The sequence below is a fragment of the Leptolyngbya sp. 'hensonii' genome (assembly GCF_001939115.1).
GTDB lineage: Bacteria > Cyanobacteriota > Cyanobacteriia.
The window spans coordinates 1-12836 of record NZ_MQTZ01000014.1; the positions used below are offsets into that span (position 1 = coordinate 1).

Annotated in this window: 11 protein-coding genes; 7 read left to right on the plus strand and 4 right to left on the minus strand. The window is 53.1% G+C overall.

What is annotated here, in order from left to right; translation table 11 throughout:
- From BST81_RS05175 to BST81_RS05190, 4 genes are all read left to right on the plus strand, one after another.
- A partial coding sequence (locus BST81_RS05175; RefSeq protein ID WP_143780236.1) for a response regulator transcription factor occupies nt 1-224 on the plus strand: 224 nt, incomplete at its 5' end.
- A 236-nt stretch (nt 225-460) separates the two neighbouring features.
- On the plus strand, nt 461-991 hold the full coding sequence (locus BST81_RS05180) for a GUN4 domain-containing protein (RefSeq protein ID WP_083636681.1): 531 nt from the start codon (nt 461-463) through the stop codon (nt 989-991).
- Nucleotides 992-1353: 362 nt separating this feature from the next.
- On the plus strand, nt 1354-2799 hold the full coding sequence (locus BST81_RS05185) for a GAF domain-containing sensor histidine kinase (RefSeq protein ID WP_075597485.1): 1446 nt from the start codon (nt 1354-1356) through the stop codon (nt 2797-2799).
- Nucleotides 2800-2980: 181 nt separating this feature from the next.
- Nucleotides 2981-4387, plus strand: coding sequence for an IctB family putative bicarbonate transporter (locus tag BST81_RS05190; protein WP_075597486.1), 1407 nt, complete (start codon nt 2981-2983; stop codon nt 4385-4387).
- Between the two features lie 41 nt (nt 4388-4428).
- On the opposite strand, the gene smpB is transcribed toward BST81_RS05190, so the two are convergent.
- Nucleotides 4429-4896, minus strand: coding sequence for an SsrA-binding protein SmpB (gene smpB, locus BST81_RS05195; RefSeq protein WP_075597487.1), 468 nt, complete (start codon nt 4894-4896; stop codon nt 4429-4431).
- Nucleotides 4897-5074: 178 nt separating this feature from the next.
- Nucleotides 5075-5398 carry a hypothetical protein gene (locus tag BST81_RS05200; protein ID WP_075597488.1) on the minus strand — a complete coding sequence of 108 codons (324 nt, stop codon included), beginning with the start codon at nt 5396-5398 and terminating at the stop codon, nt 5075-5077.
- Between the two features lie 622 nt (nt 5399-6020).
- On the opposite strand from BST81_RS05200, the gene rfbB reads away from it, so the two are divergent.
- From rfbB to rfbC, 3 genes are all read left to right on the plus strand, one after another.
- Entirely contained in the window at nt 6021-7088 is a 1068-nt protein-coding gene (gene rfbB / locus BST81_RS05205) for a dTDP-glucose 4,6-dehydratase (RefSeq protein WP_075597489.1), read from the plus strand.
- A 64-nt stretch (nt 7089-7152) separates the two neighbouring features.
- On the plus strand, nt 7153-8082 hold the full coding sequence (gene rfbA / locus BST81_RS05210) for a glucose-1-phosphate thymidylyltransferase RfbA (protein WP_075597490.1): 930 nt from the start codon (nt 7153-7155) through the stop codon (nt 8080-8082).
- An 11-nt stretch (nt 8083-8093) separates the two neighbouring features.
- On the plus strand, nt 8094-8660 hold the full coding sequence (gene rfbC, locus BST81_RS05215; RefSeq protein ID WP_075597491.1) for a dTDP-4-dehydrorhamnose 3,5-epimerase: 567 nt from the start codon (nt 8094-8096) through the stop codon (nt 8658-8660).
- Here the strand turns inward: rfbC and leuC are convergent.
- Together leuC and BST81_RS05225 are read right to left on the minus strand one after the other, a co-directional pair.
- The gene (gene leuC / locus BST81_RS05220) at nt 8657-10060 is read right to left on the minus strand and encodes a 3-isopropylmalate dehydratase large subunit (RefSeq protein ID WP_075597492.1); all 1404 of its coding nucleotides are present in this window, start codon (nt 10058-10060) and stop codon (nt 8657-8659) included. The two genes, rfbC and leuC, sit on opposite strands and share 4 nt — an antisense overlap.
- Before the next feature lie 87 nt (nt 10061-10147).
- Nucleotides 10148-12556, minus strand: coding sequence for a GAF domain-containing protein (locus BST81_RS05225; protein WP_075597493.1), 2409 nt, complete (start codon nt 12554-12556; stop codon nt 10148-10150).
- Nucleotides 12557-12836: the final 280 nt, after the last annotated feature.

Sequence of the window (12836 nt, forward strand, 5' to 3'; positions counted from 1 at the left end):
CCAAGCCCCTACCCCTTACCCCCGCTGAGGAGAAAGTCTTCTGGGAAGTGATCCAGGGCTATACCAATAAGCAAATTGGAGACCATCTGTTTGTCAGCCCTCGAACAGTGCAAACTCATCTCAGCAACATCTTGAATAAGTTAAAGCTAGAGAACCGTTCCCAGCTCGTTCGCTATGCATTCGAGCATGGCTACAAATTGTCGGCAACCGAGGAAACCTCCTGATTGCCAGACGGAATTTCCTCCCTGGGGGCATACCCCCAGGGGCCCTTCTCTTTACCAGAGAAGGCCATCGAGGCAAAATCGAGACTCTGAACATGGAGCTAAGACTTCGGCCTGCCCCAGGCATAATGGTTTGTTGCCAGACTTCAGTCGATTAGGATAGAAAATCCTCTAGAATTCCTGTAGCGCCCGAACTGTACTCCAACCTGGGGTACATTGATAAATTGCTGCGATTTGACATGAGTTCTTTTGCGACCGATCCGTCTAACACCCATCCAAATGCCCCACAGGCTAACCTTTCCCAGAACCCAGTTCCGCTTCTGAGCAATCGCGGTATTGACTACTGTCCTCTGAAAGAGCTCCTCGCTCAGCAAGACTTTCAGGCTGCCGATCGGCTGACTTTGCAGAAACTATGCGAACTAGCCGGACCAGGGGCTCTGGAGCGCAAGTGGCTTTATTTCACAGAAGTCGCCAGTTTGCCCGATCAAGATTTGCACACCATTGATGCCCTTTGGAAGTTTTACTCTGAAGGCAAATTTGGTTTTTCTGTCCAACGCCAGATCTGGCTAGGGGTGGGAAAAAATTGGGAGAAATTTTGGCCTCGCATCGGCTGGCGATCGGGCAATAATTGGACCCGATATCCTCAAGAATTTATCTGGAACCTCACGGCTCCTGCAGGACACCTGCCCCTTTCCAATCAACTGCGAGGGGTACGAGTCATCGAAGCTCTGTTATGCCATACTGCCTGGACCTCCCCCCTTAGTTCCTAGCCCTGTAGTTCCTGAGCCATAAGGCCTTACAGGATTCAAGTAACTACAGTTTAGGTCATGGTCTATGATCTAACCTAATACCAGTAGCAAGTATAGTCATGACACTTAAGTATTAGTACTGAGAAATGCCCATTCTTGGCCAATCTGGTTCAGGCATGATAATTTTTCCAACTATTACTCAAATTATGTTGATCACGTCTCAAGTTAGGGAATGCTGGGTGTAGATAATTACCAATCCAGTAAATCACCTAAAAGATTTGATCCCCCGTTGTTCTCCTCCCAAATAGTTTGGGCAGTTTTTACAAGCCGGATCGAGTCAAGCGTAATTTCTGTGACAACTAGGAACAGGAGTCGGGGACGTGATGGTAAGGCCTGAGAATCGACTGCTTTATCCGTTCAATGAGACAACCACAATGGACCGAGAGCAGCAGCGCCTGAAAGTTATAGCCGATCTGGCACTTCTAGATGCAACCAGCATCGCAGTATTTGAAGAAGCGACCCAGATGGCCGCCCACCTGCTGGACATGCCAGTATGCACCCTGGGCATTCTTGATCAGGAGCGGGAGTGGCTCAAATCTGCGATCGGGCTCTCCAGATTGGGCGTGATGAATGAGATTGCAACTTCTCGCCAAATTCCCCGACAGGACTCCTTCTCTGTCTCCATTGTTAACAGTCATCAGGCTCTGGTGATTGGAGATGCAGCAACCCACCCCGACTTTGCCCACAGTGCTCTGGTGCATCGCTATCGGATTCGATCCTATCTGGGGGTTCCCCTGCTCAACTCTGCAGGCTATTGTCTGGGTACCCTGGCCGTCATGGATCTGGTCCCTCGTACGTTTACTTCCAGAGATATTGGGTGTCTGGAGTTGGTTGCCCGGTGGAGCATGAGTGAATTTGAGCGCGATCGTTTGACCCACCAGCAACCTGCAGACCCTCCACCGCAGACCCTCGACCAGCAACCTGCTTCAGTGCCCCGTTCTGCAGAAGAGGCTCTCCCAGAGCAGTCTCGCCTGAATCTTATGCGGGTCAGGCTGCTGACCCATCTGACTCAGGAATTGAGAACCCCCCTGACCTCAGTCCTGGGCATGACCAGTGTGCTCCACCGCGAAGTCTATGGCCCTCTCTCTGATAAGCAAAAAGAATATCTGGACATCGTTTACCAGAGCAGTCAATACCTGCTTTCCCTGGTGAATGAGATTGTTGAACTTGGAGCACCGGATACCCATGGAGAAAATCTGACCCTCACTTCTGTGGATCTGGAGATGCTCTGCCAGCAGGTCCTCAATACTCTAGAACAGGCAGCCAGTCGTCGAGAACAGCAGATTCGGCTCTCGATCGAACCAGGCCCTCGAATCTGGACTTTAGACAAAAACAAGGTACGGCAAATTCTGTATCACCTGATCTTCAGTCTGGTGCAATCCTCGAATGCGGGTAGCGTGATTCGCCTCCATGTTTCACGCAAACAACAGCGGTTACAACTTTCAATCTGGGTTTCCAATCCCTGGCTGGGAGAGAGCTTACCCCTGTCAGACCTCTATGGTTTGAACGAAACTGCGGAGAATGACAATCTTCGCGATCGAGAATGGCAGTCCGACTCTTCTCCATCACCGCACCCAGCGGCCATGGGTTCCGCACCCGAGAAATCCCCAGCTTCCCTAGAAGCATCTCGCGATGATCTGGGTCTGGTGCTTAGCCGTCAGTTAGTCGAAATGCATGGGGGGCAAATTTCACTGCAGGGTTCGGTTGAAGTGGGATATCGCTATGTCATCAGCCTGCCTCAAGTGACCCAGGCCGAGATGAGTAGCTAATCCACAAGAGGATACCGGGCAGCCCAGGGTAATCCGCAGGCCACTGGTTGACCCGATCCAAAGCCCTACTGTAGAGTCATGAAGGTTCGCTCAGCCTGTATCAGGAAGGCCGAACTCTACCTGGATGGTCGAGATCGCCCTCTCCTAGCAGGATTCCTTCACCGTAAACGGCTGACCCTTCATGGCTTCTGTTTGGCAACGATTCACCCTGTCCGACTTACCCGATCCAGTCTGGCTTCAGACGAGCCATCTCTATGGTCTGATTGGCTCCCTCCAACTCTGGCGGCGCGGAAGCTGGCTCATGCCCTGGGCAGACACGATCGGCCTGTTATTGCTCAGCCTAGTCTTTGGTTTGGCTCCCTTCGTCTCCAATGCCCTGATCGGGCTATTGCTGGTTGCCTGCGCCGGGTTCTGGCTCATCATCACCCTATCTGACGGGGAAGCAGGCAACCTGACCCGTAAACCTATCCATCTGCTCGTTCTGCTTTACTGGGGAATCGCCACCCTGGCCACTGCCCTCTCACCCGTCCGAAAAGCGGCATTGGTGGGCTGGGGCAAGTTAACTTTGTACCTCCTCCTGTTTGCGCTGATGGCCCAGATCCTAAGATCGGCCCGTCTGCGCTCCTGGCTCATTGGCCTTTATCTGCACATTGCCCTGATAGTCAGTGCCTACGGCATCCGGCAGTGGTTCGACCAAGTTGAGCCGCTAGCCACCTGGAATGATCCGAGCCTGCCTGCAGCCAATGTGACCCGCGTTTATAGTTATCTGGGTAACCCCAATTTGTTAGGGGGGTATCTCCTGCCCGCGATCGCCTTCAGCCTGGCGGCGCTCTTGACCTGGCGGCGATGGGGGCCAAAAGCGCTAGCACTGACCATGCTGATCGTCAACTGTTATTGCCTGCGCTATACAGACAGTCGGGGAGCCTGGATTGGCTTCGTGATTCTCATTTTTGTATTCCTGGTCCTGCTCTGGCTTTCCCAACTCAACCACCTGCCTCCTTTCTGGCAAACCTGGGCTCTCCCAATTGGCCTGGGGGCCTTGGTGGTCCTCCTAGCTCTAGCGATCGTCGCCATCGAACCTATTCGGAATCGTGTATTCAGCATCTTCTTTGGCCGAGGCGATAGCAGCAGCAATTACCGCCTGAATGTCTGGTCAGCGGTCATCGAAATGATTAAAAAACGTCCGATTCTGGGCATTGGGCCAGGAAATACAGCCTTCAACCAGATCTATCCCCTCTTCCAGCGCCCCCGCTACAGCGCCCTCAGCGCCTACTCAATTCTGCTGGAAGTTTCTGTAGAAACCGGTTTCATCGGCCTATCCTGCTTCCTCTGGTTCCTGACCGTTACGTTCAATCAGGGGGTCAAGCATCTGGGAGAACTCCAGACCCGTGCCAATCCTCAGGGCTTCTGGTTAATTGGAGCCATGGCTGCCATGGCTGGCATGCTGGGCCATGGACTGGTTGATACCGTCTGGTATCGCCCTGAAATCAGTATGCTCTGGTGGCTGTCGGTAGCTGTTATTGCCAGTTATGGCCCCTTCAACTCTCCCAGTTCTGTATCGGAGAAGTCTGCTAAGGGAGCCGAATGATACAGATCAGAGACGGCGGGCGTTTTCCCTAGTTTTCGCCACTAGTAATTCTTCATCGCCCGCTCCATCTGGCGCTTATCATCCCGCTTCTTAATGTCTTCCCGCTTATCGTGGAGCTTTTTACCACGAACTAGGGCAATTTCTACCTTGATCCATCCCCGCTTGAGGTACATTTTGAGGGGAACCAGGGTCAACCCCTGCTGTTCAACACGACCAATCAGCTTACGAATTTCCATCCGGTTCAGCAAGAGCTTGCGTGTTCGTCGGGGATCGTGGTTGAAATATTGCCCTGTCGTGTTGTGGGGAGAAATATGGACATTGAGTAGCCAGGCTTCCCCATCCCGAATTAACGCAAACCCATCCCGCAGATTTACTTTACCTGCACGAATCGATTTTACTTCCGTACCTGCCAGGGTCAGCCCAGCCTCATAGGTCTCCAGGACTTCGTATTGAAAGCGAACCTGCCGGTTATCGGCAACGACTTTGAATCCTTCGCCGCGATCGCTCATAGTCTACTGACCCATCCCCTGTGTCTCTATCGAGTGAACGAACATCGCGTCAAAGAACACAGTTCTTCTCTGCATCGTTCTTCCCCCATGATAACTAGAATTGACCTGAGGCACCGGATATCCAGAGTTTGCCAGCCAGACTCAGACCCGCAAACCCCTTGAACGGGTTGACGAAGCGCTAGCTAGACGTTTCCAGGAGAGCCCGATCTTCCCCTGAAGCGGTAGATTGGGCCGGGTCTGGTGTAGCGGAAACATCATTCAAAAGGGCCGGGTCTGTACTTTTCACTGCCGGATCTTCCCGAAGTGCTGATGGGGGCCTTTGAGAAGCACCACAGAGCCGTTGGAGATTCAGGGTCGCCTGATTGGGCAGACGCATGTAGCAGATCGGCTCCGCGCTACGGGCCTTTGGACTTTTGGGGATCGGTTTCGCCACTGCAGGGAGGGTAGCCAAGGGCAGGATCACGATCGTCAGAGCAGTGGCCAGCGAAACAGAGTTGAACATAAATCAATTCTCAAAGTTGTGTGGGTGGATTCAATCAGACTCAACCACCCCCAGCCGCAACAGTTCAGGTTCTTGACCTACAGAACAAACACACTGATTAACCAAATCTCCTGGGAATCAATCCCCCACCCTGATCGTTGACTGTTCCTTCCAACGGAATAGAACCTTTGACTTGAACCCCAGTTGGTTTAATCTTCTAGTCTTAGAATTACCAGGCTCGCCCCACTCCCCGAAATCGAGGGTGTGCCAGTCTCTGCACTGGTGATGGAAACAACCTACCCCTGGAGTAAGATCCCGCTGCCAGGGCCACCCTGCCCCGAAAATAGAATGGGCCAGTTCAAGATCTGTCACGCTCCAATCTGGTTCCTTCCCCGCAGATGTCAGTCCTCCGGAAACAGCACCATCCACCAGATACAGCTTGGGTCAGAAGCTTAGAACAATTCCAACGGATCAATTGCCGAGCCCAGGGAGGCTTTCTGACTCACCTCCGCCAAGCTTTGCATGGACCAGCCCAAATGATTCCGTCAAACCAGGCCCATCCATTAAAGTCCTAATAGGATCAGAAACTGGGAGTCAGATAACCAGAGCCTCTTCAAACATTCACGATTACAACGGCAGCAGCATGAACCTATTTGTTACGGGCGGTGCGGGTTTTATCGGCGCGAACTTTATTTTGCAGGCTCGCCAGCAAGGTTGGGGCCGGGTGGTGAATCTGGATAAGCTGACCTATGCCAGTAATCTCCAGACCCTGGTAGACTTAGAAACCGATCCGGACTACACCTTTGTCCGGGGAGATATTGGCAACCTGGAATTGGTCAACCATCTGTTCGAGCAGTATCAACCGGATGCCGTCATCAACTTTGCGGCTGAAAGCCATGTCGATCGGTCGATTCTGAACCCCCAGGATTTCATTCAGACTAATGTGGTCGGGACTTTCCGCCTCCTGGAAGCAGCCCGCAACTACTGGCAGCATCTGGCCGCAACCCAACGCGATCGGTTTCGCTTCCTGCACGTCTCCACCGATGAGGTCTATGGATCTCTAGGCCCCTCTGATCCAGCCTTCCGGGAAGAGACTCCCTACGCCCCCAACAGCCCCTATGCTGCCTCAAAAGCGGCAGCCGACCATCTGGTGCGAGCTTACTACCACACCTATCACCTCCCCACCCTGACCACCCACTGTTCCAACAACTATGGTCCTCGGCAATTTCCGGAGAAATTGATTCCTCTGATCCTGCTGAATGCCCTGGAAGGGAAACCCCTACCAATTTATGGGGATGGCCAGAATGTGCGGGACTGGCTCTATGTCACAGACCATTGTGAAGCCCTGTATCAGGTCCTGCGCCAAGGCCAGATTGGGGCAACCTACAACATTGGGGGTCAGAATGAGCAGACGAATCTGGCTGTGGTCGAGACGATCTGCACCCTCTTGGACAAACTAGTTCCCCAGGTCGGATTAAGCCGGTCTTCCCTGATTACCTTTGTCAAGGACCGTCCGGGGCACGATCGTCGCTATGCGATCGATTGCAGCAAGATCAGCCGCGAACTGGGGTGGCAGCCCCGGGAAAACTTCGACAGCGGTCTAGCTAAAACCATTCAGTGGTACCTTGACCATCCAGACTGGGTCGCCCAGGTGCGATCGGGAACTTACCAGACCTGGCTTAAACAAAACTATGACAACAGGGAAACTTAGATCATGACTTAAAGGACGGCGCTGCAGACAACGCCGCTTCATCACCCTCCGCGAGAACTTCACCATGAAAGGCATTATTCTGGCCGGTGGGGCAGGGACCAGACTTTATCCCCTGACCCAGGTTGTCAGCAAACAACTGATGGCCGTTTACGACAAGCCCATGATTTACTATCCCCTCTCCGTCCTGATGCTGGCTGGCATTCGCGACATTCTGGTTATCTCCACTCCCCTGGACCTGCCCATGTTCCAGCGTCTGCTCAAAGATGGCAGCCAGTGGGGACTCCAGTTCACATACATAGAACAACCCCGTCCAGAAGGACTGGCCCAGGCTTTTATTTTGGGGAAAGGCTTTATCGGAGAGGAGCCCGTATGCCTGATCCTGGGAGATAACATCTTCTATGGCCATGGTTTTGGTGAAATCCTGAGTCGGGCTGCCCAACTTCAGTCAGGGGGATTGGTCTTCGGCTATCAGGTCACCCAACCCCAGGCCTACGGCGTGATTCAGTTTAATGAGCAGGGGCAAGCGATCGGCATTGAGGAAAAGCCAGCCCGGCCCAAGTCCAAATATGCGGTCCCTGGCCTGTATTTCTATGATGCTCAGGTGGTTGAGATTGCGGCCAGTCTGCAACCCTCAGCCAGGGGGGAACTGGAAATTACGGATGTGAATCTGGCCTATCTGCAGCGGGGGCAGTTGCAGGTGGAAGTACTGGGACGGGGGTATGCCTGGCTGGATACAGGCACCCATGAATCCTTACACCAGGCCGCTAACTTCATTCAAACCCTGGAGGAGCGGCAGGGTTTGAAGATTGCCTGTATTGAAGAAATTGCCTATCGTCGGGGCTATATTGATGCTGCTCAATTAGAGCGTTTGGCCGCACCGATGGCCAAGAGCAGCTATGGTCGTTATTTGCTGGATATTCTGGAGGAGAGTCCGATCGACGCTCAGTTCCATCAGGGATATGCCGCACCCCCTAGCCCCCATTCAAACCTGTAGAGGACGATGCGATGACCACCGTACCCGGAACGCTAACCATTATGGCCACCCCCATTCCCGATGTCCTCTTAATCGAGCCAAGAGTTTTTGGAGACGAGCGTGGTTTTTTTCTGGAAAGCTATAATGCCAAAGTCTGGCAGGCTGAAACAGGCCTCGCCGTCCCCTTTGTCCAGGATAATCATTCCCGATCGGCCCGCCATGTTCTCCGGGGGTTGCATTACCAGATCCAGCAGCCCCAGGGTAAACTGATTCGGGTCATTCTCGGCTCCATCTTCGATGTTGCAGTGGATTTGCGCCGCAGCAGCATCACCTTTGGACAATGGGTTGGGGCCACTTTAACTGCAGACAATAAGCAGCAATTGTGGATCCCACCAGGATTTGCCCATGGATTTCTGGTGCTATCCGACTTTGCAGAAGTCCTGTATAAAACGACCGAGTACTACGCCCCCGAGCATGAGCGATCGCTCCTCTGGAACGATCCCGATCTGGCGATCGACTGGCCTTTAGAAGAAGACCCTATCCTCTCCAGTAAGGACAGGGCCGGGATTTCCCTCCAAGGTGCAGAAGTTTACCCTTAGAGCAGCTCTCGCACATCGGAGACCACACCGGTCACCGCTGCCGCAACGACCATTGCCGGACTCATCAGTAAGGTACGGCCTGAGGCAGATCCCTGGCGACCCTTAAAATTCCGATTCGAAGAGGACGCACTCAACTGGCGACCCTGCAGTTTGTCAGGATTCATCGCCAGACACATGGAACAACCCGGTTCGCGCCATTCAAACCCGGCAGCCTGAAAGATCTGGTCCAGTCCTTCAGCTTCGGCCTGTTGCTTGACCCGTTCCGAACCGGGCACAATGAATGCCTTCACCCCAGGTGCCACCTGCCTTCCCTGGGCAAAGCGAGCCGCTTCCCGCAGATCACTGATGCGACCATTAGTACAACTGCCTACAAAGCAGACATCCACCTTCAAACCCTGAATTGAGGCACCCGGAGTTAAATCCATGTAAGAGTAGGCTTCTGCCGCGATCGCCTGCTCCTCTTCGGGCAGAGTCTCTGGCGTCGGCACCGGCTCATCCACGGCAATACCTTGACCGGGGGTAATCCCCCAGGTAACGGTGGGGGCAATATCAGCGGCATCAAACACGACCCGATCGTCATAAACCGCATCCCCATCACTGCGTAGTTGAGTCCACCAGGCGACAGCTCGCTCCCAGTCTGCACCCTTAGGGGCAAATTCCCGCCCCTGCAGATAATCAAAAGTGATCGGATCGGGATTGACATACCCACAACGGGCACCGCCCTCGATCGCCATGTTACAGACGGTCATCCGGGCTTCCATATCCATCTGGTCGAAGGTGGTGCCTGCAAATTCATAGGCATACCCCACCCCACCTTTCACCCCCAGTTTCCGGATGATATGGAGAATCACATCCTTCGCATAAACACCGGGCCGCAGAGTTCCATCCACTTCTATGCGCCGGACTTTCAACTTGGCCAGAGCCAGGGTCTGACTGGCCAAGACATCCCGCACCTGGCTAGTGCCAATGCCAAAAGCGATCGCTCCAAACGCCCCATGGGTTGAGGTATGGCTATCGCCACAGGCAACCGTCATCCCCGGTTGGGTCAACCCCAATTCCGGCGCAATCACATGGACAATCCCCTGGCGGCCCGAACCAATGTTGTAGAAGGTAATGCCATAATCTTTGCAATTGCGCTCCAGCGCTTGAATCATCTCCTCAGCGAGGTGATCAAGAAACGGACGGGCCTGGTTTTCTGTCGGGACAATGTGATCAACGGTTGCGATCGTGCGCTCCGGGAACAGCACCTGCAGATTCCGCTCTCGCAGGGCTGCAAAAGCCTGAGGGCTGGTCACTTCGTGAATCAGATGCAATCCAATCAAGAGCTGCGTCTGACCAGAAGGTAAAATTCCAACCGTATGCAAATCCCAAACCTTATCGAACAACGTTCCCTTGCTCATCTCTGCCCTTCATTGATCCTTAGCTTAGTGGCACTACAGGCAAGTTCTAATCTTAGCGCATGGCCCATAGCACCCTATGCACAACTCTTACTCTAATGGTTTAAAGGGCAACTGCAGGATAAAGCAAGTTTGCTGATTAGCACTTTCCACCTCGATCGAGCCGCCCAATTGGGCTGCCATTTTCTTCACCAGGGCCAGCCCCAACCCCGTCCCCCCATGTCGCCAGGGATCACTACTGGGAATCCGATAGAACTTATCAAAAATATGGGCCAGCTCACTCGTAGGCAGCTCAATTCCACTATTACAAACACTAATTTGCAGCCAGACAGACGACAAAGAGATCGCCCTAGAAGAACAAGGTAGGGTCGCGAGAGGACACTGTCCAGTTTCTGTGCTTTCCGGTTCCGACATCCCTGAGGGCTCTCGTTCGCGGGAACCCAATCCCATCTCATCCAGCACTCTGACCGCAACGGTAATTTGCTCTCCTGCAGGCGTATATTTACAGGCATTATTCAAAAGCTCAGTCAGAATCCGTTCCAGGTATTTCAAGTCTGTCGTCAATAGGGGCAAGTCAGGTGGAATCTGGATCTGCAGGTGTTGTCGTTGACTGCCTGTTCGCTCCTCAAAAGGCTCTGCGATCGCGGGTATCCAAACCCGCAGGTCAACCTCCATCAGCATGATCGGCTCCACCTGAGCTTCCAGACGGGACAGATCCAGCAAATCATCGATCAGACTAATTTCTCGCTGGCACTCACTGTGCAAAATCTGAAAGTATTCAGCCGCCTGCTCACTAGACTCCAGAAGACCTGTTTTTTGCAAAATAACTCTCAGCATTTGAGCGGCCATTTTGATGCTGGACATTGGGGTCCGCAATTCATGGGAAATCGTACTGAGAAAGTCATCCTTCAAGCGGTGCAACCGTTCCAGCTCTCGCACCTGGGCCTGAGCAGCCTGATAGAGGCGGGACTGGCGCAGGGCGATCGCACATTGGTTCGCCACCTGCTGCACCAGTCGAATTTCCTGGTCGTTGAACCAGTCCTGCTGGTATCGAAATAGCCACATGTCTCCCAGAGACCCCTGATCATCGAACAGAGGGGAGGCCAGGATTGTATATTTGTGGACATTCAGTCGAGCACAGTCAGCCTTCAACGGGCAGAAGTGGCTGTACTGTCCTCGGAAAAGATGCTGGTAAATTGCTGGATCCGTCGATTCTGACAGCAGAAATTCCTGTCCCTTCTGGGGCAACAGGGCAGCATTATATTCATGCCGAATGGTTGAAGTCGTCAAGGCTGCATTGTAAAGCCCTACATCACAACAGAGAACCTGCAGACCAGCCCCCAATTCGTCCACTGCCGTTTGCAAAATCTGGTTTTCGTCCAGGCTATCCCGCACCTTATCGGTAATCCGCTTTAGCAAAGCCTCGAAGTGAAGTGCCTGCCGCAATTCCTGCGTCCGCTGCTGCACCTGTTGCTCTAGCGCAATATTAAATTGCTGAATTTGTTGATAGAGCTGAGACTGATGGATCGCAACTTCCAGCGAAGTCGCCAGTTGTTTCAGCACCTCAATTTCCCAGGCTTGCCAGTGCCGAGGAGCCGAACAGTGGTGAGCAATCAACAATCCCCACAGGTGGGCTCCCTGAAGAATCGGGACAATCAGATTAGCCCTAACTTGAAAGTTCGCCAGCAAGGCCCGATGACAGGGAGCAATCTGAGCCCCATCCAGATCATCAATCGTCGTCACCCGCCCCTGACGATAGGGTTCGACATAGGACTGCTGAAAACAAGGATCAACCACATGACTGCCCAAAATCGGCGACCAGTCTGGCGCTACCGATTCTGTCACCACATCCCCACTCCAGTCTGGCGCAAAGCAGAAAATAATCACCCGATCGGTCTGCAGCAGTTGGCGCACTTCTGCAACGGTCGTATTCAGAATCTCCTTCAAATGCAGGGATTGGCGGATCCGCTGGACAATACTCATCAAGAGTTGTTCCCGCTCTATGCGCAGATGCAGCGCTGCTTCGGTCAGTTTCTGTTCAGTGACATCCCGAGCATTGATCACCATCCCTCGAACCACGGGTTCTGCCAGCAGATTGGTCAGAATGACCTCCAGAACTTTCCAGCAGCCATTTCTGTGTTTAATCCGCCATTCCACACGAGACAGGCTCAACCCAGGCGACTGGATTGCCCGTTCCAGGGTTTGCGTGATCAGGGAACTGTCTTCCGGATGCACTAACTCGAAGACAGGTTTACCGACCACTTCCACAGGGGCATAGCCCAAAACCTTTTCTGCAGAAGAGCTGACAGATTGAACAACACCCTGAGTATCGAGAATGACAACAATATCAGCGGAATTTTGAGTCAAAGCCCGAAAGCGGCGATCGTCCCTCGCTTCAACCGCTGTGGGAGACAGATCTCCATGCAGCTCCTGCTCAGCCGCATCATGCGGGTTAGCACGATCTCGGATCACATCGGAGCAGGGCTGGAAGGGGTCCATAGGATGGTCAGCGGATGATATCATCCCAGGTTATGCTGAGGATTTTCCTGGGGCAGGCACTTTTTCAGGGTCAGGGGTTTATTCCAAGAGTCGCATACTGGTCCCAGGAGAGATGAATTTTATACAAAAATTGACTTCTTCTTCACTGCCATACCGGCAAAAAAGCAACCCTGTCTACCCTGGATGACTGATGAGCAACTGGGATCCTGTGATCTAACAAATCACTGGGGATGGCAATATGTCAGAATTTATAGGATGTAAACGCCTGTCCCATCCTTCC